Source organism: Rhizobium sp. BK418 (assembly GCF_004341105.1).
In the GTDB taxonomy this organism is placed as follows: Bacteria; Pseudomonadota; Alphaproteobacteria; order Rhizobiales; family Rhizobiaceae; genus Rhizobium.
In genome coordinates, this window is sequence record NZ_SLZK01000002.1 from 816378 (window position 1) to 836804 (window position 20427).

22 protein-coding genes are annotated in these 20427 nt (G+C 59.7%); 15 read left to right on the top strand and 7 right to left on the bottom strand.

The window, feature by feature from the left end; genetic code table 11:
- Positions 1–77: 77 nt before the first annotated feature.
- The 5 genes from EV281_RS10030 to rsmI form a co-directional block, all read right to left on the bottom strand.
- Positions 78–1610, bottom strand: a complete 1533-nt coding sequence (locus EV281_RS10030) for a YifB family Mg chelatase-like AAA ATPase (protein WP_132652928.1) — start codon at positions 1608–1610, stop codon at positions 78–80.
- 260 nt (positions 1611–1870) lie between these two features.
- On the bottom strand, positions 1871–2818 hold the full coding sequence (gene gshB / locus EV281_RS10035; RefSeq protein ID WP_132652929.1) for a glutathione synthase: 948 nt from the start codon (positions 2816–2818) through the stop codon (positions 1871–1873).
- A 97-nt stretch (positions 2819–2915) separates the two neighbouring features.
- On the bottom strand, positions 2916–3419 hold the full coding sequence (locus EV281_RS10040) for a cupin domain-containing protein (protein WP_132652930.1): 504 nt from the start codon (positions 3417–3419) through the stop codon (positions 2916–2918).
- 147 nt (positions 3420–3566) lie between these two features.
- Positions 3567–3935 (bottom strand): YraN family protein, encoded by a 369-nt coding sequence (locus EV281_RS10045; protein ID WP_132652931.1) that lies wholly within the window; start codon positions 3933–3935, stop codon positions 3567–3569.
- Positions 3928–4842, bottom strand: a complete 915-nt coding sequence (gene rsmI, locus EV281_RS10050; protein WP_132652932.1) for a 16S rRNA (cytidine(1402)-2'-O)-methyltransferase — start codon at positions 4840–4842, stop codon at positions 3928–3930. Before rsmI ends, EV281_RS10045 begins: the two co-directional genes overlap by 8 nt.
- A gap of 247 nt (positions 4843–5089) precedes the next feature.
- Here rsmI and dnaN point away from each other — a divergent pair, with 247 nt between their 5' ends.
- The 7 genes from dnaN (at position 5090) to EV281_RS31085 (ending at position 10033) form a co-directional block, all read left to right on the top strand.
- A complete protein-coding gene (gene dnaN / locus EV281_RS10055; protein ID WP_132652933.1) occupies positions 5090–6208 on the top strand; it encodes a DNA polymerase III subunit beta in 1119 nt (372 codons plus the stop codon).
- Between the two features lie 111 nt (positions 6209–6319).
- Positions 6320–6913, top strand: a complete 594-nt coding sequence (gene pmtA, locus EV281_RS10060; protein WP_132652934.1) for a phospholipid N-methyltransferase PmtA — start codon at positions 6320–6322, stop codon at positions 6911–6913.
- Positions 6914–7495, top strand: a complete 582-nt coding sequence (locus EV281_RS10065; RefSeq protein ID WP_132652935.1) for a histidine phosphatase family protein — start codon at positions 6914–6916, stop codon at positions 7493–7495. It abuts the gene before it with no gap.
- A gap of 6 nt (positions 7496–7501) precedes the next feature.
- The gene (gene pyrF / locus EV281_RS10070; protein ID WP_132652936.1) at positions 7502–8209 is read left to right on the top strand and encodes an orotidine-5'-phosphate decarboxylase; all 708 of its coding nucleotides are present in this window, start codon (positions 7502–7504) and stop codon (positions 8207–8209) included.
- A gap of 13 nt (positions 8210–8222) precedes the next feature.
- Positions 8223–8510, top strand: coding sequence for a DUF1330 domain-containing protein (locus EV281_RS10075; RefSeq protein ID WP_132652937.1), 288 nt, complete (start codon positions 8223–8225; stop codon positions 8508–8510).
- 109 nt (positions 8511–8619) lie between these two features.
- Positions 8620–9600, top strand: a complete 981-nt coding sequence (locus EV281_RS10080; protein WP_132652938.1) for a complex I NDUFA9 subunit family protein — start codon at positions 8620–8622, stop codon at positions 9598–9600.
- 280 nt (positions 9601–9880) lie between these two features.
- Positions 9881–10033 carry a hypothetical protein gene (locus EV281_RS31085; protein ID WP_165911864.1) on the top strand — a complete coding sequence of 51 codons (153 nt, stop codon included), beginning with the start codon at positions 9881–9883 and terminating at the stop codon, positions 10031–10033.
- A gap of 179 nt (positions 10034–10212) precedes the next feature.
- On the opposite strand, the gene EV281_RS10085 is transcribed toward EV281_RS31085, so the two are convergent.
- Positions 10213–11010, bottom strand: a complete 798-nt coding sequence (locus tag EV281_RS10085) for an undecaprenyl-diphosphate phosphatase (RefSeq protein ID WP_132652939.1) — start codon at positions 11008–11010, stop codon at positions 10213–10215.
- A 275-nt stretch (positions 11011–11285) separates the two neighbouring features.
- Between EV281_RS10085 and EV281_RS10090 the strand changes: the two genes are divergently transcribed.
- From EV281_RS10090 to EV281_RS10100, 3 genes are read left to right on the top strand one after another with little or no spacing between them, the layout of a single operon-like run.
- A complete protein-coding gene (locus EV281_RS10090) occupies positions 11286–11978 on the top strand; it encodes a glutathione S-transferase family protein (RefSeq protein ID WP_132652940.1) in 693 nt (230 codons plus the stop codon).
- A gap of 12 nt (positions 11979–11990) precedes the next feature.
- Positions 11991–13151, top strand: a complete 1161-nt coding sequence (gene queG / locus EV281_RS10095) for a tRNA epoxyqueuosine(34) reductase QueG (protein ID WP_132652941.1) — start codon at positions 11991–11993, stop codon at positions 13149–13151.
- Positions 13151–14020: an SDR family oxidoreductase gene (locus EV281_RS10100; RefSeq protein WP_132652942.1), complete on the top strand. Its 870-nt coding sequence runs from the start codon at positions 13151–13153 to the stop codon at positions 14018–14020. Before queG ends, EV281_RS10100 begins: the two co-directional genes overlap by 1 nt.
- A 296-nt stretch (positions 14021–14316) precedes the next feature.
- On the opposite strand, the gene EV281_RS31585 is transcribed toward EV281_RS10100, so the two are convergent.
- Positions 14317–14586 carry a hypothetical protein gene (locus EV281_RS31585; RefSeq protein ID WP_245508256.1) on the bottom strand — a complete coding sequence of 90 codons (270 nt, stop codon included), beginning with the start codon at positions 14584–14586 and terminating at the stop codon, positions 14317–14319.
- On the opposite strand from EV281_RS31585, the gene EV281_RS10105 reads away from it, so the two are divergent.
- The 5 genes from EV281_RS10105 (at position 14468) to EV281_RS10125 (ending at position 20424) form a co-directional block, all read left to right on the top strand.
- A complete protein-coding gene (locus EV281_RS10105) occupies positions 14468–14791 on the top strand; it encodes a septal ring lytic transglycosylase RlpA family protein (protein ID WP_245508254.1) in 324 nt (107 codons plus the stop codon). The two genes, EV281_RS31585 and EV281_RS10105, sit on opposite strands and share 119 nt — an antisense overlap.
- A 170-nt stretch (positions 14792–14961) precedes the next feature.
- Positions 14962–16251: an RsmB/NOP family class I SAM-dependent RNA methyltransferase gene (locus EV281_RS10110; RefSeq protein ID WP_132652943.1), complete on the top strand. Its 1290-nt coding sequence runs from the start codon at positions 14962–14964 to the stop codon at positions 16249–16251.
- Between the two features lie 208 nt (positions 16252–16459).
- Positions 16460–17737 (top strand): imelysin family protein, encoded by a 1278-nt coding sequence (locus EV281_RS10115; RefSeq protein WP_132652944.1) that lies wholly within the window; start codon positions 16460–16462, stop codon positions 17735–17737.
- Positions 17738–17782: 45 nt separating this feature from the next.
- The gene (locus EV281_RS10120) at positions 17783–19321 is read left to right on the top strand and encodes a di-heme oxidoredictase family protein (RefSeq protein WP_132652945.1); all 1539 of its coding nucleotides are present in this window, start codon (positions 17783–17785) and stop codon (positions 19319–19321) included.
- Entirely contained in the window at positions 19321–20424 is a 1104-nt protein-coding gene (locus EV281_RS10125) for an imelysin family protein (RefSeq protein ID WP_132652946.1), read from the top strand. Before EV281_RS10120 ends, EV281_RS10125 begins: the two co-directional genes overlap by 1 nt.
- The last annotated feature ends 3 nt before the right edge of the window (positions 20425–20427 follow it).

Sequence of the window (20427 nt, forward strand, 5' to 3'; positions counted from 1 at the left end):
CGAATAGTCTGAAGAGCTGCTCGGTATCGGCAACCTTTATCTATTCGCTATTCGCCACGCCCTATTCGCTTCTCTCTTCAAGCTGCCGCCGTCAGCCTCTCGCCGGCCACGCGATACGAAATCGCCTCTGCCAGATGGATACGGCCAACGGTGTCCTTGCCGTCGAGATCGGCAAGCGTACGGGCAACCTTCAGGACGCGGTGATAACCGCGGGCGGAAAACTTCATCTTATCTGCGGCATCGCGCAATAGCTGCAATCCTGCTGCATCCGGCTCAGCAAATTTTTCGATCATCGCGGTCGAACAGCCGGCATTGGTGGAAATCCCCGAGGCGCCCGCAGCGGCATAACGCTCGCGCTGAATGTCGCGGGCTCGCGCAACGCGTCTTGCGACATCCGCGCTCGTTTCCGCCGTTGTCGGCCGGATGAGGTCGGCGGCAGAAACGGCCGGCACGTCAATGCGGATATCGATGCGGTCCATCAATGGTCCGGAGATGCGGGCCTGATAGTCGGTCATGCAACGCGGCCCGCGGGCGCAGGTATGGCCAGGCTCGCCCGCCATGCCGCAACGGCACGGGTTCATGGCCGCAACGAGCTGAATGCGTGCCGGATAGGAGACGCGGTGATTGGCCCGCGCGATGATGCATTCGCCGCTCTCCAGCGGTTGGCGCAGAGCATCAAGCACCTGGGGCGCAAATTCCGGAAACTCGTCGAGGAAGAGCACGCCGTGGTGAGCAAGCGAGGCTTCGCCTGGTCGGGCACGCAGCCCGCCCCCGATGAGGGCTGCCATGGTCGCCGAATGGTGCGGTGTTCGAAACGGCCGGCGATCCGAGAGCTTGCCGCCGGACAGTTGGCCGGCGATGGATTGGATCATCGAGACTTCGAGTAACTCGGCTGCTGAAAGCGGCGGCAGGATAGACGGCAGCCTAGAGGCCAGCATCGACTTGCCGGAACCGGGCGGCCCAACCATCAGAAGATTATGGCCGCCGGCGGCGGCTACTTCGAGCGCCCGCTTCGCGCTTTCCTGTCCTTTGATCTCGGAAAGGTCGGGCAGGTTTGCCGCGTTGGGACGAATGGATGGTTCCGGACGCGAGAGGATCTGCGTACCGCGGAAATGATTGGCAAGCGCAATCAGGCTGCGCGGCGCCAGGATATCGACCTCAGGACCCGCCCAAGCGGCTTCCGCACCGCTTTCAGCTGGACAGATCAAGCCCTTTCCGGTGGCGTTCGCTCCAATGGCAGCCGGAAGCGCGCCAGCGATCGCGGCAATCGTGCCATCGAGATTGAGTTCGCCGACAACGACATAATCAGACAAGGCATCCGCTGGAATGGCGCCGAGTGCTGCCATCAGGCCGAGTGCGATGGCCAAATCGAAATGACTGCCTTCTTTTGGAAGATCGGCAGGCGCGAGATTGACTGTCACGCGCTTTGCTGGCAGTGCGAGACCCGAGGCATGCAAGGCTGCCTGTACCCGCTCGCGGCTTTCGGCCACCGCCTTGTCCGGCAGGCCGACGATCTGGATTCCCATTTTGCCGGGAGCAACCATCACCTGGACTTCGACCGGCACACCTTCAATACCCTGAAACGCCACCGTACTGACGCGCGCGACCATGCCCCTGCCCCGTATTATTTACACCCCGCCTATGAAGGCGGTCACAACTTGGCATGGAACTCAGAATAAAACAAGAACGATGAGCGAACGGATTCGCCTATCAACTGCAATCAAATTGCGACGGGTTGTAAAGTTGGAACGAAGGCGATCAAACGCGGAACGCCTTTTTCGGGCACAAACTGCTGTGCTCTGTTGCTTGAGTTTCCCTTTTTCGCGCAATTCCAAACACAAAATAGCTCGAGACTTTTGCCGGAATTGCTTCAGGCGCGCTTACGCTCGATGGCATCCCAAAGCAGGCTTGCGATATCGGCGCCGCCGAATTTTTTCACTTCGCGGATGCCGGTCGGAGACGTCACGTTAATCTCGGTCATGTAATCGCCGATCACATCGATGCCGACGAGCAGGAAGCCCCGTGCGCGGAGAGCCGGACCAATGCGCTCGCAGATTTCCTTCTCGCGCGCCGTCAGTTCGGTCGGCTCGGCGCGGCCGCCGACATGCATGTTGGAGCGGCTGTCATGCTCTGCCGGGACGCGGTTGATAGCGCCGGCAAATTCACCGTCGACAAGAATGATGCGTTTGTCGCCCTTGCGCACATCAGGCAGATACTGCTGGGCGATAAAGGGCTCGCGGAAGAGCTGGCCGAACATCTCGAGCAGCGAGGACAGGTTGCGGTCGTCCCTGGTGGAATGGAAAACGCCGGCGCCGCCATTGCCGTAGAGTGGCTTCAGGATGATATCGCCCAGTTCGTCGCGGAAGCGGCGGATCTCAGCGGGATCCTTGGTGATCAGCGTCTTCGGCATCAGGTCGGAAAATTCGGTGACGAAGATCTTTTCCGGCGAATTGCGCACCCAGGCCGGATCGTTGACGACGAGCGTCTTCGGATGGATGCGCTCCAGAAGATGAGTCGAGGTGATATAGGCCATGTCGAAGGGTGGGTCCTGGCGCAGCAGGACGACATCCATGGTCGACAGGTCGACACGCTCCGGCGCGCCCAGCTCATAGTGGTCGCCCTTTACATCGCGCAGCACCATCGGCTCGACGGACGCATAGAGCTTGCCGTCGCGGAAGCTCAGGCGCTCTGGCGTGTAATGGAAGAGTTTGTAGCCGCGCGCCTGCGCCTCAATACTCATGGCGAAGGTGGAATCGCCAGCGATATTGATGCCGGCGACATGGTCCATCTGGACCGCTACATTCTTGATCTTGGCCATTTCCATCCCTTGAGCTGATGCCGCCCAGATGTAGGTCGGTCAGGCATCAAACGCAACGGCAATCAAACGCCTCGGGAAACTTCAGCGCGCGCTATTTTCAGGCCGCGATGCCATTGCCGCCGTTGTTGCGCAAAAGGTTGCGCAGCCGGTAAGCGATGGCGAGCGGCTTCGGGAAAGGCTTGCGCAGGAAGGCGACCTTACGGACGTAATTGTCCACCCGCCAGCTCGCCCAGGTGCCACCGGCAAAGAAGGCGACATCGCCGGCCTGCAGCGTGCGCTCTATGCCGTCTTCGGTTGTGACATGCACCTCGCCTTCGAGGATCATCACGGTCTCGTCCCAGCCGAAACGCCAGCGGAATTCACCTGATGTGCAGTCCCAGATCGCCGTCAGCGATGCCTCGTCATGGCCGCGGGAATGTTCTGCGGTACGCGCCTGCGGATTGCCGCTGATGATCCAGTCGGGATTGATCGGCGTCGACTTCAGCACCATGCCGTCACTTGCCTGCGCGACGAAAGATTTGCCAGATGGCTTCAACGCGGCATAAGGCACCGACCGCGCAGCCGCAGCGGCGGCGGTTGCAAGCATCATCTTCCAGGCCATGGAACACCCCCAATTTGCTACCCCTAGCTGCGCCGTGGATAGCAAAAGAGTCGTAAAAGCCCGTTCAAGCAGACGCTAAAATCTTAATGAAAGCTGACTCATCCATGTGTTGGAGGGGCACGGTCACTGACGGCTTCATGCGCGCACCTAGAAAGCATCCGGGAAGTGCCGGGGGAGCTTTCCCGGTAATACCGCAACGATATCATACCGTTGAGAGAGAATGGCATAGTCGCGTTGGCGGGCGAGCCAGAGATCGCTGGCGGCCCTGATGCGATTTTGCGAGGCATAGGAGACGGCATTTACCGCGCCCATCTCGTCGGCGCGCGCCTTGACCTCAACGAAGACAGCAAGATCCCCCTTGCGGGCGATGATATCGACCTCGCCGAGCTTCGTTTTGTAGCGTAGGGCGAGGATGCGATAGCCCTTCAGCATCAAAAAAACGGCGGCGATATATTCCGCCGCCCAGCCGCGGCGCAGCGCCTTTCTCCTGCGGAACGTGACCTCGCCGTCAGCCATCCGCAGCCTTCATATCGAGAAGCTTCTGATAGAGCACCTTGCGCGGCAGGCCGGTCAGGCGCGCCGCCTCCGTCGCGGCCTTGGCCGTCGGCAGGGATTTTGAAAGATCCGCGAGAACCGCGTCGACATCCGCCTCGGTCGCCGGCTCGTCCTTTGACGGACCGATGACGAGCACGATCTCACCCTTCACATTGTCATGCTCTTTATAATAGCCGGCCAGTTCGGAGAGCGTGCCGCGGCGGAACTCCTCATAGGTCTTGGTCAGCTCGCGGCAGACAGATGCCTGGCGCGTACCGCCGAGCACATCGGCTGCGGCAAGCAGCGTCGCGCCGATGCGATGAGGCGATTCAAAGAAGATCAGCGTGGCCGGCGCACTCATGAATTCCGCGAGCCGGTCGCGGCGCGCCTTGTCCTTGGTCGGCAGGAAACCGGCAAAGAGAAAGGCGTCGTTCGGAAGGCCCGAGCCGACGAGGGCGGTAAGTGGCGCGGAGGCACCAGGAATGGGAATGACACGGTAGCCAGCCTCGATCGCCTGCTGTGCCAGACGATAGCCGGGGTCGGAGACGAGCGGTGTTCCGGCATCGGAGACCAGCGCCACCGACTTGCCGGCTTCAAGTGCCTGCAGGAGCCGCGGCCCGGCCTCATCGGCATTATGCTCGTGATAGGCGAAAGGGCGGTTCTGGATGCCGTAACGATCAAGCAAAACGCGGGTGACCCGCGTGTCCTCGCATGCCAGGACATCGGCACCCGCAAGCGTTTCCAGTGCGCGCAGGGTAATGTCGCCGAGATTGCCGATTGGTGTGGCGACGAGATAGAGAGCTTGTTCAAGCGGGCGCGCCGGCACCGCAATATTGTGCACGCGAAAGCCGCGCCGGGCGCCGGTTTCCGCTGTCGTCTCTTCCGTCATGTCACTCGCTTTCGTCCCGCCGGCCTCTTCTCTTTATGGGCGAGCGGCGCTGCTTCGACAAGGGGCCGCAATTTCTGTGAGCATTGCACTGCAAAACGGCATTTGCGGACCTGCGGGCAGCCATGCCTCTTGCAATCGCTGGCAAAGTTCTGCCATTTTGCCTGTCCACTCCCCTCTCCCAAGGGGAAAGCAGTGACGCGGCGCTTGCAGGCGCCCGGACAATGAAGGTCGAAAGCGGTAGCATCCCATGCGTATTACTATTGAGCGGTCAAACCTTTTGAAGTCGCTGAACCACGTCCACCGCGTGGTCGAACGCCGCAACACGATCCCGATCCTGTCCAACGTTCTCTTGAAGGCGGACGGCCAGAGCCTCGACATGAAGGCGACCGACCTCGATCTGGAAATCACCGAAGCGACGCCTGCCAATGTCGAGCAGGCTGGCGCCACGACCGTTCCCGCCCATCTTCTTTACGACATCGTGCGCAAGCTTCCCGATGGCGCGGAAGTGCTGCTCGCCACCACGCAGGATGGCGGCTCCATGAACGTGCAGTCGGGCCGTTCGAAATTCTCGCTGCAGTGCCTGCCAGAATCCGATTTCCCGGATCTGACCGCCGGTACCTTCACGCATTCCTTCAAGCTGAAGGCGAGCGACCTGAAGATGCTGATCGACCGCACGCAGTTTGCGATCTCGACCGAAGAAACCCGCTATTATCTGAACGGCATCTTCTTCCATACGATCGAAAGCGGCGGCGACCTGAAGCTGCGCGCCGTCGCTACCGACGGCCATCGCCTGGCCCGCGCCGATGTGGACGCACCCTCCGGGTCGGAAGGCATGCCGGGCATCATCATTCCGCGCAAGACGGTCGGCGAATTGCAAAAGCTCGTCGACGCGCCGGACGCGATCGTCACCGTCGAAGTCTCCGATGCCAAAATCCGCATCACCATCGGCTCTATCGTGATGACGTCGAAGCTGATCGACGGCACCTTCCCTGACTACCAGCGCGTCATTCCGACCAATAACGACAAGGAAATGCGCGTCGACTGCACAAGCTTCGCCCAGGCCGTCGACCGCGTCTCGACCATCTCGTCGGAACGTGGCCGCGCAGTGAAGCTCGCGCTATCCGATGGTCAGCTCCTCCTCACCGTCAACAATCCGGATTCCGGTAGCGCTACGGAAGAAGTTGCCGTCGGCTACGATACGGATCCGATGGAGATCGGCTTCAACGCCAAGTATCTGCTCGACATCACAGCGCAGCTTTCCGGCGACGAGGCGATCTTCCTGCTGGCCGATGCCGGCTCGCCGACACTCGTGCGCGACACCGCCGGCGACGACGCCCTCTACGTGCTGATGCCGATGCGCGTTTAAACGCGCGTCGTTTTTGGCTTCAAAACTTTCCTGATTGCGACGTCGCCTCTTGTTTTTGCTTCACCCTCCTGCAATTAAGGGCGGGGTGAACAGCAAGCATGGGAGGACGGCATGGCATTGCGGCTCAAGGAAAGGCTCGGCAGAAAGTTTGACGAAGAGATCCGCTTCTTCAAAGGCATGATGCAGGGGCCAAAGACAGTCGGTTCCATCGTTCCGACCTCCTCGATCACCGCCCGCAAGATGGCGAGCGTCGCAAATCCGTACTCCGATCTGCCCATTCTCGAGCTCGGCCCCGGCACCGGAGCCATCACCAAGGCGATCCTCGCCCATGGCGTGAAGCCGGAGAAGCTCGTTGCTGTCGAATATTCGACGGACTTTTACGAGCATCTCCTGCGCCTTTACCCGGGCGTGAATTTCATCAATGGCGACGCCTTCGATCTCGACAGGACGCTCGGGTCGTTCAAGGATCAAAAATTCGATTGCGTTGTCTCGGGCATACCGCTCCTGAACTTCCCGATGCAGGCGCGCATCGCACTGCTGGAAAATCTGCTGGACCGTATGCCGGCCGGGCGGCCGATGGTGCAGATCTCCTATGGCGCGGTCTCACCAATCATTGCCAATCCCGATCGTTACAGCATTCATCATTTTGATTTCATTGTGCGCAATATTCCGCCGGCTCAACTCTGGATCTATCGGCGCGGATAAATGTTTGGATTTTATATTACCCACCCGCAGGTCAAGATCGACCCTGCGGTTCCCGTTCCCCAATGGGGCCTTTCAGACGTTGGCGTCGAGCGCGCCCGTAAGGCTGCTGCGAGCGACTGGGCGAAGCGGCTCGCCCGCATCGTCTCCAGCGATGAGACAAAGGCGATCGAAACGGCGGAAATCCTTGCCGCGGCTACAGGCGTAAAAATCGAGATCATGCATGGCATGCATGAGAACGACCGCTCTGCTACAGGTTTCCTGCCGCCGGACAGGTTCGAAGAGGCCGTCAACTGGTTCTTCGCCCATCCGCAGGAGAGCTTCAAGGGCTGGGAGCGGGCCGCGGATGCGCAAGCTCGCATCGTCTCTGCGGTCGAAGCGATCCTCTGTTCGCACGATCCGAATGCACCGATTGCTTTCATCGGCCACGGCGGCGTCGGAACGCTGCTGAAATGCCATTTGATGGGCGCACCGATCGCGCGTGATCGTGACCAGCCGGTCGGTGGCGGCAATCTCTATGCTTTCGGCCTTGCGGATCGGCGCTTATCATGCGACTGGACACCCATCGAAGACTGGCGGGGGTGATTTGAGATGGACGCACGCGAGCGGTTGATCGTCGGACTGGATGTTCCAACGATTGGCGAAGCGGAAAGATTGGTTTCCACGCTCGGCGACGACATTCTCTTCTACAAGATCGGCTACCAGCTCGTCTTTGCGGGCGGGCTCGAATTTGCTCGCGACCTTGCCGCAAGCGGCAAGAAGATCTTTCTCGACATGAAGCTGCTCGACATCGACAACACGGTCGCGTCCGGCGTTGAAAACATCGCCAAGATGGGCATGTCGATGCTGACGCTGCATGCCTATCCGAAAGCGATGAAAGCGGCGGTAGAAGCTGCAAAGGGCTCCGGCCTCTGTCTGCTCGGCGTCACCGTACTGACATCCATGGATGCGGAAGACCTCATCGAGGCAGGCTACCAATATGATCCGAAGGCACTCGTCGCGCGCCGCGCCGAACAGGCGCATGCGGCCGGCATGGGCGGTATCGTCTGCTCGGCCGAGGAATCGACCAGCGTGCGCGAAATCATCGGGCCGGATATGGCGATCGTCACACCCGGGATCCGCCCGACCGGCGCCGAAAAGGGCGACCAGAAGCGGGTGATGACGCCTTCGGATGCGCTGAAGGCCGGCTCCACCCACCTCGTCGTCGCCCGCCCGATCGTCAAGGCGCCGGAACCGCGGGAAGCGGCACGGGCAATCCTCAATGAAATGGTCGCCGCGCTCTGGCCGGCAAACCGATGAAAGGGAGAGAATAATGGGCAAGGGATATTGGATCGCCCGCGTCGACGTGCGCGACCCAGAGCGTTACAAGGACTACGTGGCAACCGCAAAGCCCGCCTTCGAGAAATACGGTGCAAACTTCCTTGCCCGTGGCGGCGCATTCACCGAACTCGAAGGCAAGGCGCGCGCCCGCAATGTCGTCATCGAATTCCCCTCGATGCAGCATGCCGTCGACTGCTACAATTCGCCGGAATATCAAGCCGCCGCGAAAATCCGCCAGGAAGTAGCCGATGCCGAAATGGTTGTCGTCGAAGGTATCTAAGCCAGTTTCGACGGGTGAAAACTGCGGCGCGATGGCCCTTTTCGTCGCGCCGGGATTCGGCTAAGACGAAATCCATCACAGCATTCCAAAGCCTTTCGAGGAGCCTGCCATGACCCTTGCCAACCTGCCGCCGCTCGTCACCGTGTTCGGAGGGTCCGGCTTCATCGGCAGACACGTCGTGCGTGCGCTGGCAAAGCGCGGTTACCGCATCCGCGTTGCAGTGCGTCGCCCGGATCTCGCCGGCTTTCTGCAGCCGCTCGGCAATGTCGGTCAGATCTCCTTCGTTCAGGCCAACCTGCGCTACCGCAACTCGATCGATCGCGCCGTCGAAGGTGCTGACCACGTCATCAACTGCGTCGGCATCCTCTTCGAGAGCGGCCGAAACACGTTTGATGCCGTGCAGGAATTCGGCGGCCGTGCCGTGGCTGAAGCGGCCCGCAACGCCGGTGCGACGCTCACTCATATCTCCGCCATCGGCGCCAACTCCGGTTCCCATTCCAGTTACGGCCGCACCAAGGGCCGTGCGGAAGCCGCGATCTTGTCGATCAAGCCGGACGCGGTGATCTTCCGCCCGTCTATCGTCTTTGGCCCGGAAGACAGCTTTTTCAACAAGTTTGCCGACATGGCGCGCCTGTTCCCGGTTCTGCCGCTCGTCGGCGGCGGCAAGACGAAGTTTCAGCCTGTTTATGTCGAGGATATCGCCGAGGCCGTTGCCCGTGCCGTCGATGGCAAAGTCGAAGGCGGCAAGATCTACGAGCTTGGTGGCCCTGAAGTTCTGAGCTTCCGCGAATGTCTCGAGACAATGCTCAAGGTCACGGCCCGCAAGAACCGACTCGTTTCGCTGCCCTTCGGCATCGCATCACTGATCGGCAGCATTGCGTCGCTCGTGCCATTCATTGCACCGCCAATCACGCCGGATCAGGTCAAGCTGCTTAAGCAAGATAATGTCGTTTCGAAGGAGGCCGAAGCTGAAGGCCGTACCCTGAAAGGCCTTGGCATCACGCCGACGATGGTGACTTCGGTGCTCGGCTCCTATCTCGTGCAATACCGCCCGCACGGCCAATATACCGGATCCGGCAAGGCTGCCTGATAATCGATAGCCGACAGCGCAAGCGCCGCTCGTGAACCTTCGCGGGCGGCGCTTCTTTTTTGCAATGGTAAATCCGGCGCAAGTCTGGCGTGTTAAGACGCGTTCCATAGTGTGTGACGTTGCAGAAAAGACGCATAGGAAATTTAGTGGAATTAACATCAAATTTAGCAGGAACATTTATTGCTATTTGCCATTCCACTGACTAAACACCCCGCGCGTCTCCACAAAGACTCAAAGCGCCTCGCAGGCGTGCGGCAATCACTGTGAAAGGCTATTTCTGATGGGTAAGTCAATCGCGCTTCTTTTTGCGTGTGCGGCACTGGTAATCCTCGCAGGCTCCTTCATTGCGCCGGGCTCGGTCGCAGCGGTGAAGGGCGGTTGCTCGCCGGCTTACGGCGTCGATCCCTGCTCGACGGCCTCCATTACCCACTAAAGCGTTTGCGATATTTCAAATCCGCTTACGCTTCAAATCTTGTTCCACGCATGTCATTGTCGCCAAACCGCTGCATAGTTTTGCGCGATATGTTCTAAAAAAGCCGGTCCTTTCGAACCGGCTTTCATCTTTATCCTGGCGTGAGCGGCCCTATTCGAGCGCTCGGAGGTTCAGCGACCTCAGGCAATCATGCCGGCCATCGCCATGCCGAGCAGCACGACACCCAAAATGATGCGATAGATCGCAAAGACCGTGAAACGGTTGCTCCTGATATAGGCAAGCAGCCATTTGACGGCGATGAATGCGACAGCAGTGGAAACGACGAAGGCAATGCCGAGCGCGGTCCAATCCTCGTTTGCCGCACCACCATCCTTGAGGGTTTTCAGCAGCGAGAAGGCACTTGCCGCATACATGGTCGGAATGCCGACGAGAAAGGCGAATTCGGTCGCCGCAGCGCGGTTACCGGTGCCGGCCAGCATGGCGACGAAAATCGTGGCGCCGGAGCGGGATGTACCAGGGAAGACGCCGGCCACGATCTGGGCGATACCCACAAGAATGGCGACGAGCCAGGTGATGTGAGAGCTTGGCGGCCGGCGGGCGGCAGCCCATTCGGCAAAAATCATCCAGATACCGCCGATGATGAGCGCCCAGGCAACCGGTGTGGCGTTTTCAGGCAGTTCGAAACCGAGCTTCTTGACGATAAGCCCGAGAACCGCCGTGATCAGAAAGGCGCCGATCAGCTTGAAGGCGTAGTCCCGATTCTTGGGATCGCGCCAGCCGAGCAGCAGATCGAGCAGACGGCGCCAGTAGATGATCGTGACGGCGAGGATCGCGCCTGCCTGAATGACGATATTGAACGTCTCACTACGAGCGCCGAACCATTGTTCCGCAATGATCAAGTGGCCGGTGCTCGAGATCGGCAGGAACTCGGTAATCCCTTCTATAATGCCCAGAATTATAGAGCTTAGATAGTCCATAAAGTGTCTCCGGTTTGGGGTTCGGTCGGACTGGAATTGCGATCAGATTTATATTGCACTGCACCATCATCATTCGCCAGAGCGGGGAAAGAAAAGGCGAGCGGAAGTTGCGATGGTTCATGCAGCCGTGTTTTGTCCCTTGTTAGGCAGGTACGGCCCGATTCGCTTGTATTGGAGGGGCCAAGCTCCTATAGCTTCAACCAATGAGTCATGACTAGGGCGGTATAATCGGCGCGCCCTTTAGCCCATTTACCGCAATTAAAGTCCGAGTATCGATGCCCACGCTTTATCATCATCCCATGTCGTCCGCATCCCGCTTCGTCAGGCTCATCCTGGCGGAATACGGCTATCAGGCGGAACTGATCGAGGAACAGACTTGGGAGAAGCGCCGCGACTTCCTGGCGCTCAATCCGGCCGGCACGCTGCCTGTCTATGTCGATGACAGCATGCGAGCGCTTTGTGGCGCGACCGTCATTTCCGAATATCTCGACGAGACGCACGGCGTGCTGAAACGCGACCGCCGGTTGCTCGCCGAAGATCCGTTCCAGCGCGCGGAAATCCGCCGCCTGACGGAATGGTTCATGCAAAAGATGGAAAATGACGTTACCAAGCCGCTGGCGCGTGAACGCGTCTATAAGCTGCAGATGACGGCTGACCAGGGCGGCGGAGCCCCGGATTCCAAGATATTGCGCACGGCGCGCGCCAATATCCGCCAGCATATGCGTTATCTCACCTGGCTTGCGGGCTCGCGTCAGTGGCTCGCCGGCGACCGGATGAGCTATGCCGACCTTGCGGCGGCGGCCTCCATCTCGATCCTTGATTATCTTGGCGAGATCGACTGGTCGGAATCGCCGCTCGCAAAGGACTGGTACCAGCGGCTGAAATCGCGCCCCTCATTCCGCCCGCTTCTGACCGAGCGCGTACGCGGTCTGACGCCGGTGTCCCATTATGCCGATCTGGATTTCTGACGAGGGCTTTTCATGCCCGACGCAAGAACCGATGATATAAAAGAGCGCAAGCGCCGCGACAATTTGACCACCTTCCTGAAGGCGGAATCTGTCGCCCTCGGCTTTGATCTCTGCCGCATCACCCGTCCGGATTCCATTCCGGAGGCAAAGGAACGACTCGGCCAGTTCATCGATGCAGGCCGGCACGGGACGATGGAATGGATGGCGGAGACACAGGAGCGCCGCGGCGATCCGCGGACGCTTTGGAGCGACGTGCGCTCCGTCGCCGTCTTCGGCCTCAACTACGGGCCGGACGAGGATCCACGCAGCATTCTTGGCAAGAGGGACAAGGCGGCGATTTCCGTCTATGCCCGCAATCGTGATTATCATGATATCATCAAAGGCCGGCTGAAAGAGATTGCGACACGTTTTGCCGCCAAGGCCGGTGCGGATGTGAAGGTCTTCGTTGATACCGCACCCGTCATGGAAAAGCCGCTTGCGGCGGCGGCCGGTCTCGGCTGGCAGGGCAAACACACCAATCTCCTGAGCCGGGAGCATGGCTCCTGGCTGTTCCTCGGCTCCATGTTCACCACAGCCGATCTCAATATAGATATGCCGGAGGCGGATCATTGCGGCTCCTGCCGCGCCTGCCTCGATGCCTGCCCGACGGCTGCATTTCCGGCGCCATACCAGATCGATGCGCGGCGCTGCATCTCGTATCTGACCATAGAGCACAAGGGACCGATCGATCCCGAATTCCGGCCGTTGATCGGCAATCGCATCTATGGCTGCGATGATTGTCTTGCCGCCTGTCCGTGGAATAAGTTTGCAAGCGAAGCCTCGGAAATGAAGCTCAAAGCGCGCCAGGACCTGAAGGAGCCTTCCATCGCCTTCCTTCTAACGCTCGACGATCCGACTTTCCGTACCTTCTTCAGCGGCTCGCCGGTCAAGCGCATCGGCCGTGACCGCTTCATCCGTAACGTGCTGATCGCTGCCGGCAATTCCGGCGAACGAAACCTCATCGAGCGATGTCGCCTGCTCGCCGCCGATGCCTCGCCTATCGTTCGCGGCATGGCGGTCTGGGCATTGTCGCGACTCATGGAGGCTGGCGAATTTGGCATCTTTGCCGCACAAAGGGACAATGAGTCGGACGAGGACGTCCTCGGAGAATGGCGATTGGCGGGAGTAAGGTGATGCACGTGATGATCTTTGGCTGCGGCTATTCCGGCACTGCCATCGCCAAGGCCTTTGGCGAGAGCGGCACGCGCGTCTCCGGCACGACGCGGTCGCAGGAGAAAGCCGAAGAACTGCGTAACGCCGGGATCGAAGCCTCCATCTTCGATGGCGAGACCTTGAGCGATGAGCTGCAAGCGGCGATGGCAGACGTCACCCATCTCGTCCAGTCAATCGCGCCGCGCGATGTCGATCCGCTGCTTACATTACTCGGCCAGGATGGAACGTTCCTTCTGCCGAAGCTGCAATGGATCGGCTATCTTTCCACTGTCGGCGTTTATGGAGACCATAAGGGCGGCTGGGTGACGGAAGAAACTCGTTGCGTTCCGGTCTCGGGCCGCTCAAAGGAACGACTGGAGGCGGAGCAGGGCTGGCTGGCACTCGGACGCGCGCGCGGCGTGCCGGCGGCGATATTGCGTCTCTCGGGCATCTATGGGCCAGGACGCAATGCCTTCGTCAATCTGAACCGTGGCACGGCGCGTCGCATCATCAAGAAAGACCAGGTCTTCAACCGCATCCGCGTGGAGGATATCGGTGCTTCCGCCCGCTTCCTCTCAGAGCACGCGCTGAACGGCATCTATAATGTTACCGACGATCAGCCCGGCCCGGCGCAGGACGTCATCGTCGAAGCGGCCCGCCTGATGGGTGTCGAGCCGCCGCCGGAACAGGCTTTCGAAACGGCCGAGATGACGCCGATGGCTCGCTCCTTCTATGGTGAGAACAAGCGGGTTTCCAACGCAAAATTAAAGGCTGCAGGCTTTCATTTTGCCTTCCCGAATTATCCGATGTCGCTCGCCCAACTCTGGCAAAACGGCCGCTGGAAGGGCTGATGAAGCCCTCTCGTTCGGGTGAACGGGCTATAACCCGTAAAGAGTAGAAAATTCCTACTTTCTAATTTTCGCGAGCCGAATTTCGCTTCGTATTATGGTTAACGGCCCCTAAATTTGCGCAAATGTGGCGTCAAATATGACAGCATGAGTAAAAAATTTTTGTGATTTGTAGAAGCTATAGGATGTTTACCGTTTCTTCGAAAAAATCATTCGGATTTTAACTGATTTCATTAGGTTTTTTCCAAAAATCGCCGAAGCGGTGTTCTGCTACCGCAATGTTATTGGAATTACAATTATTACAGATTGTTACATTCCGTGATCAGCGTCGGCACTTTTTCGCCACTTTTCGGCGGATTTAAGCCCCGCCGCCCCAAAGGCGTGAGTTCAATAGTTGAGGGACAATCCGTTTTGAAGAAAATCTGCCGTTCTCTAATCACCGTCGTAGCGATTGCAGCCTGTTCTTCCATCCTTCCGGCGGAAGTATTTGCTGCAAACGGATGCGGCGGTGCTTCGTGGTACGCACTTCGCTCCAAAACTGCTTCCGGGGAACGCATGAACCCGGCCATCTATACTGCCGCACATCGCTCGCTGGCGTTCGGCACCAAGGTGAAGGTCACCAACCGCAACAACGGCCGCAGCGTCGTCGTTCGCATCAATGATCGTGGTCCGTTTATCCGCGGTCGCGTGCTCGATCTGTCGCGCGCTGCCGCACAGAACATCGGCATGGTCTCCACAGGCACTGCGAAGGTCTGCTACGAAGTCATCAGCTGAGGCCAGGTCCTCCGCGAAATCCCTGCGCCGGATGCGGCGCTTGCTCTTGCCGTCAATCGCGGGTAACCACGCGGTTGGGACTTGTGAACAATCCGCCCGGCCAATCAGCTTTGCTGGGGGTTCATTCTTGCGCGGATCGTTTACCAGCCAAGGCAACAGGAGAAGTTTGAATGCGTTTGGGCGGCCGCCTCGAAGGGGCGATTTCGGTTCTGGCTGATATCGACGCCCGCAAAAGGCCTGTCGCCGATGCGCTCAAGGACTGGGGTCTCGCCCACCGTTTTGCCGGCTCCGGCGACCGGGCGGCGATCGGCAACATCGTCTACGACGCTCTGCGCATGCGGCTCTCCCATGCCTATCTGATGGACGACGACAGCGCCGTCGCTATTGCGCATGCCGTCATGTTCCGCCAGTGGGGCTTCACGCCGGAAACGCTGGCCGCCGAACTTGCCGACGACAAGTTTGCGCCGACGCCACTCTCGACTGAAGCGCTTGCGGCTTTCACGAGCCGCTCACTTTCCGATGCGCCCCTACATGTGCAGGGCGACATTCCCGAATGGGTCCAATCCTCCTTCGAACAGGCTTTCGGCGAAAACTGGCTTCCCGAAGCGCAGGCGCTTGCCGGGCGCCCGACGCTCGATCTGCGGGCCAATATTTTGAAGGCCACTCGCGAAAAGGCCCTCAAGGCGCTGGAACGCACCGGCGCAAATGAGGCGAAGATCGCACGCTACGGCATCCGGATTCCCGCCGGCGAAGGAGCCTCACGTCTTCCGAACGTCACCGCCGAACTTTCGTTCCAAAAAGGCTGGTTTGAGGTTCAGGACGAGGGATCGCAGATCGTTGCCGACCTCGTTCTGCCGAATGATGGCGAACAGGTGCTGGATTACTGCGCCGGCGGTGGCGGCAAGACGCTCGCCATGGCGGCGGCCATGCACAATAAGGGTCAGGTCCACGCCTATGACGCCGATCGCAAGCGGCTTGCGCCGATCATCGAACGGCTGAGGCGCGCCGGTACACGCAATGTCCAGGTCCATGACGATGCCAGGAGCTTGTCCAATCTGCGCGACCGCTGCGACAAGGTTCTGGTCGATGCGCCCTGTACCGGTACGGGGACATGGCGTCGCCGGCCTGATACGAAATGGCGGCTGACCGCCAAGAACCTTGATGAGCGTACAGCCCAGCAGCAGGACGCACTAAAGCAGGCGAGTAGCTTCGTGCGCGCCGGCGGCGAGCTCATCTATATCACCTGCTCAGTGCTGCCGCAGGAGAATGAAGAACAGGTAAGGCGCTTTGTTGCGGACAACAGCGACTTCGAGATCGTCAGCGCCCTACCCGCCTGGGACAGCCTGTTCGGCAGGGAGGGAACGCGTCCGCGTTCTTCCGACGGCAAGACGATCACGCTGACACCGGCCTCGACGGATACGGACGGTTTCTTCTTCTGCCGTCTCAAGAGAAATGGCTGATCCACATCGTGCTCCGTCTCGCTGAAGGCGAGTGAAAGGTTAACAGCGCAGTCATCCTGGATTTGCGAACAAATGCATTTCAACCGGCAGGCTGATCTCGGAAATCTATCCTTAAAACAATTCCAAACTAGAGTGTTTGACACCAGTTTGCTTTTGCGCGAAGAGACGGCAGCCGGATTCAGACGGAAATCCGTCACAGGAGAGGATTATGAAGCTCAACCGCACATTCCGCGCAGCCGCACTGGCGATCGCCCCCGCCGCCCTGCTCGCCCTTCCCGCCCATGCGGAAACGGACGCAGCCGCTGTCGTAAAGCATTATGCCGAAATCGCTCACGCCAAATACGAGGACTCGCTGACGACAGCCAAGGCGCTCGATGTGGCCATCGACGCGTTTCTGAAGACGCCCAACGATACGACGCTGAAGGCTGCCAAAGATGCATGGATCAAGGCGCGCGTTCCCTATCAGCAGACGGAAGTCTATCGTTTCGGCAATCCGGTTGTCGACGACTGGGAAGGCAAGGTCAACGCATGGCCGCTCGATGAAGGCCTGATCGATTACGTCGATCCCTCCTACGGCACGGAAAGCGATGAGAACTCGCTTTATGTCGCCAACGTCATCGCTAATAAGACGATCAAGATCGACGGCAAGGACGTTGACGCTTCCAAGCTGACGCCGGAATTCCTCTCCGGCACGCTCGCTGAAGCCGGTGGTATCGAAGCCAATGTTGCAACCGGCTACCACGCCATCGAATTCCTGCTTTGGGGCCAGGATCTGCACGGCACCGGACCTGGCGCCGGCGAGCGTCCCGCCAGCGATTACGATCTCAAGAATTGCACGCACGGCAATTGCGACCGCCGCGCCGAATACCTGAAGTCGGCCTCCACGCTGCTCGTTTCCGATCTGCAGGAAATGACCGACAATTGGGCGGCGGATGGCGAAGCCACCAAGCATGTTGAAGCCGATCCGAAGGCTGGCCTCGTCGCCATCCTGACAGGCATGGGTTCGCTCTCCTACGGCGAGCTCGCCGGCGAACGCATGAAGCTCGGCCTGCTGCTGCACGATCCGGAAGAAGAGCATGATTGCTTCTCCGACAATACCTATAACTCGCACCTGAACGACGCGATCGGCATCGCGGCCGCCTATACGGGCGACTATACCCGGGTCGACGGCACCAAGATGACCGGCCCGTCGCTGCACGACCTCGTCGCAGCCAAGGACAAGGCTCTGGATGCCGAGATGACCGGCAAACTCAACACGACGCTGGACGCCATGCACGCCATGGCCAAGCGCGGTGAAACGGTCGAGAAGTATGACCAGATGATCGGCGAAGGCAACAAGGAAGGCAATGCTGTCGTCCAGGCAGCCATCGACGGCCTCATCGACCAGACGAAGTCGGTGCAGCGCGTTATTGCCGCACTCGACCTCGGCACTGTCGAGCTTGAAGGTTCCGACAGCCTGGATAATCCTAACGCCGTCTTTAAATGAGCAAAGGCGGGCCGCTCCGAAGCCGGAGCGGCCCGGACCCTTGAAATGTCGCATAACCCGGCCCGACGTCTTCTCATCAGTGCAGTCATCTGCGCTTCCGTTGCGGGGCTTCCTGTCGCCTTTGCCGGCGCCTTCAACCTTCCGAACAGACGGACCGATCTTTCTGAGGCCGACGTCAAGCGTGTCGCAGACATCGTCAGACCAACGCAGGATTTCAGCAAGGCTGAGCAATACGAGGCCATGCAGGCGGGTGCGGCGACCTCAATCGATTCGGTCACCGAAGACAGTTTCTCGCATATTTCTGCCAATATCCCCTTCGAAGAAGAGCAGAATTTCCGGCTTGGCAATGCGCTCTTCCGCAAGCTCTGGGTTTCCGCACCCTCCTCCACACAGGCGTCCGACGGGCTCGGCCCGCTTTTCAACGCCCGCTCCTGCATGAGCTGCCACCTCAACGATGGCCGTGGCAAACCTCCCGAGGGCGGACCGAGCGCCACCTCTATGTTCCTGCGCCTTGCCCGGGCCGCGAAGGCGCCGGAGGAAGAAAAGGCGCTCACCGATGCTGATATCGTCACTTTCCCCGATCCGGTTTACGGCTATCAGCTTCAGGATCTCGCCGTTCCCGGACTTGCCGCCGAGGGCAAGCTTACCGTTGCCTATAGCGAAGAGATCGCCCAGCTGGCCGACGGCGAGACGGTAAGGCTCCGTAAGCCTGTTTATACCGTCAAAGATCTCGCCTATGGCCCGCTCGACCCGGCGACGACGATTTCGGCGCGCGTCGCTCCGCCGATGATCGGCCTCGGTCTTATCCAGGCAATTCCCGAGGCCGATATTCTCGCACATGCCGATCCTGATGACCTCGACCACGACGGCATTTCCGGCAAGGCGGCCATCGTTCGCGACCACCGCACCGGCGAGATCAGTCTCGGTCGCTTCGGCTGGAAGGCGCAGAACGCCACTGTGCGCGACCAGAGCGCCGATGCCTTCTCTAACGATATCGGCATTTCGACACCGGACAGACCCGATGCCCATGGAGACTGCACCGCGACTGAGACAAAGTGCCTCGTCATGCCGGACGGGGTGCAAAAACGGCTCGGCAACGAGGAAGCGCCTGGCCCGGTTCTCGATCTCGTCACCTTCTATTCAGAGAACCTCGCGGTGCCGGCGCGCCGCAAGGCAAGCTTTACCGACACGTTGCGTGGCAAGCAGCTTTTCTACGACTCCGGCTGCATTTCCTGCCATGTTCCGAAGTTTGTCACCCGCCGCGATATTGCAGAGAAGGCGCAATCCTTTCAGCTTATCTGGCCTTATTCCGATTTTCTGCTGCATGACATGGGCGACGGTCTTGCAGACGGACAGCAAGTGGGACTCGCAAATGGACGTGAATGGCGCACGCCGCCGCTATGGGGTATAGGTCTGACCCGGATTGTCAGCGGGCGCAGCTTCTTTCTGCACGATGGCCGCGCCAGAAATCTCACCGAAGCAATCCTCTGGCATGGCGGCGAAGCTAAAAAAGCCCGCAACGCATTCTCCTCGCTGTCAAAAGACGATAGAGAAGCCCTGATTACATTCCTGGAGTCACTTTGATGCGCCCCTGGCACACCCTCCTTTGCCTCGCCTTGACCGGCCTTGCCACACCGGCTGCCGCCCAGAGCGCCGCGCCGCCCGCCGCGGGCCTCAACGAGGATGCTGTGCCTTCCGTCATGCAGCGCGCCGTCGACGAAGTCATTCGCCCCGGCTATCGCAATATGCAACAATCGGCCGCGCGTCTGACGACTGCCATGAACGATCTCTGCGCCGCGGGCACACAGCAGACGCTCGATCGCGCCAAGTCCGCTTTCGACGACACGATCCGCTATTGGTCGACGATCGAGATCGTGCAGACCGGGCCGGTCATCCAGGACAATCTCTTCGAGCACATCCTCTTCTATCCCGACCGCAAGGGTGTCGGCCTCAAGCAGGTGCAGGCGCTGATCGCTAAGGCGGATCCGAAGGACGCGACTGTCGACGCGATCGCCGGCAAGAGTGTCGCCCTGCAGGGACTGACTGCGCTCGAATATATTCTCTATGGTAGCGGCTCCGAAGACCTCATCAATCAAAAGGGCGGCTTCCGCTGCCTCTATGGCCAGGCGGTGGCGGGCAATATCCAGCGCGAGGCCGGCGAAGTGGTCGCCGCCTGGGAGAAGCCTGACGGCGTGCAGGCAAGCTGGAAGCATCCCGGGCCGCAAAGCAATGATTTCATGGACAACAAGGAAGCCGTTACCGCTCTGCTCGGCATCCTCGTTCATGGCGCGGAGAATGTCCGAGACCAGCGGCTCGAACAGTTCTACAAGGGTAAGGACACGCCTGCCCGTCCTCGCATGGCGATCTACTGGCGTTCGAAGAATACCTGGAAATCCATGGCCGCCAATCTCGAGGGCATCCGCACGCTCTGGCAGAAAGCCGGTATGGCCGAGCTGCTGCCGCCGGAAAAGAAGCAGGTTGCCGATGCGATCGATACCAAGCTGAAGACGATCATCGACAGTATCTCGAAGCTGAACCCGGATATGGAAGTTGCCATCAGTGACGCGGAAAAAGCAAAGCTTGATACGCTGCTGACGGAGACCCGCGATCTAATCACCACGATCAGCGACCAGTATGGCGCGGCAATCGGCCTTTCTGCCGGCTTCTCCTTCTCGGACGGAGATTGAGCC

Bases quoted from the DNA above. Each gene is read 5' to 3' on its own strand.
- EV281_RS10030 (WP_132652928.1), bottom strand. From the start codon at position 1,610: ATGGTCGCGCGCGTCAGTACGGTGGCGTTTCAGGGTATTGAAGGTGTG.
- gshB (WP_132652929.1), bottom strand. From the start codon at position 2,818: ATGGCCAAGATCAAGAATGTAGCGGTCCAGATGGACCATGTCGCCGGC.
- EV281_RS10040 (WP_132652930.1), bottom strand. From the start codon at position 3,419: ATGGCCTGGAAGATGATGCTTGCAACCGCCGCCGCTGCGGCTGCGCGG.
- EV281_RS10045 (WP_132652931.1), bottom strand. From the start codon at position 3,935: ATGGCTGACGGCGAGGTCACGTTCCGCAGGAGAAAGGCGCTGCGCCGC.
- rsmI (WP_132652932.1), bottom strand. From the start codon at position 4,842: ATGACGGAAGAGACGACAGCGGAAACCGGCGCCCGGCGCGGCTTTCGC.
- dnaN (WP_132652933.1), top strand. From the start codon at position 5,090: ATGCGTATTACTATTGAGCGGTCAAACCTTTTGAAGTCGCTGAACCAC.
- pmtA (WP_132652934.1), top strand. From the start codon at position 6,320: ATGGCATTGCGGCTCAAGGAAAGGCTCGGCAGAAAGTTTGACGAAGAG.
- EV281_RS10065 (WP_132652935.1), top strand. From the start codon at position 6,914: ATGTTTGGATTTTATATTACCCACCCGCAGGTCAAGATCGACCCTGCG.
- pyrF (WP_132652936.1), top strand. From the start codon at position 7,502: ATGGACGCACGCGAGCGGTTGATCGTCGGACTGGATGTTCCAACGATT.
- EV281_RS10075 (WP_132652937.1), top strand. From the start codon at position 8,223: ATGGGCAAGGGATATTGGATCGCCCGCGTCGACGTGCGCGACCCAGAG.
- EV281_RS10080 (WP_132652938.1), top strand. From the start codon at position 8,620: ATGACCCTTGCCAACCTGCCGCCGCTCGTCACCGTGTTCGGAGGGTCC.
- EV281_RS31085 (WP_165911864.1), top strand. From the start codon at position 9,881: ATGGGTAAGTCAATCGCGCTTCTTTTTGCGTGTGCGGCACTGGTAATC.
- EV281_RS10085 (WP_132652939.1), bottom strand. From the start codon at position 11,010: ATGGACTATCTAAGCTCTATAATTCTGGGCATTATAGAAGGGATTACC.
- EV281_RS10090 (WP_132652940.1), top strand. From the start codon at position 11,286: ATGCCCACGCTTTATCATCATCCCATGTCGTCCGCATCCCGCTTCGTC.
- queG (WP_132652941.1), top strand. From the start codon at position 11,991: ATGCCCGACGCAAGAACCGATGATATAAAAGAGCGCAAGCGCCGCGAC.
- EV281_RS10100 (WP_132652942.1), top strand. From the start codon at position 13,151: ATGCACGTGATGATCTTTGGCTGCGGCTATTCCGGCACTGCCATCGCC.
- EV281_RS31585 (WP_245508256.1), bottom strand. From the start codon at position 14,586: ATGGCCGGGTTCATGCGTTCCCCGGAAGCAGTTTTGGAGCGAAGTGCG.
- EV281_RS10110 (WP_132652943.1), top strand. From the start codon at position 14,962: ATGCGTTTGGGCGGCCGCCTCGAAGGGGCGATTTCGGTTCTGGCTGAT.
- EV281_RS10115 (WP_132652944.1), top strand. From the start codon at position 16,460: ATGAAGCTCAACCGCACATTCCGCGCAGCCGCACTGGCGATCGCCCCC.
- EV281_RS10120 (WP_132652945.1), top strand. From the start codon at position 17,783: ATGTCGCATAACCCGGCCCGACGTCTTCTCATCAGTGCAGTCATCTGC.
- EV281_RS10125 (WP_132652946.1), top strand. From the start codon at position 19,321: ATGCGCCCCTGGCACACCCTCCTTTGCCTCGCCTTGACCGGCCTTGCC.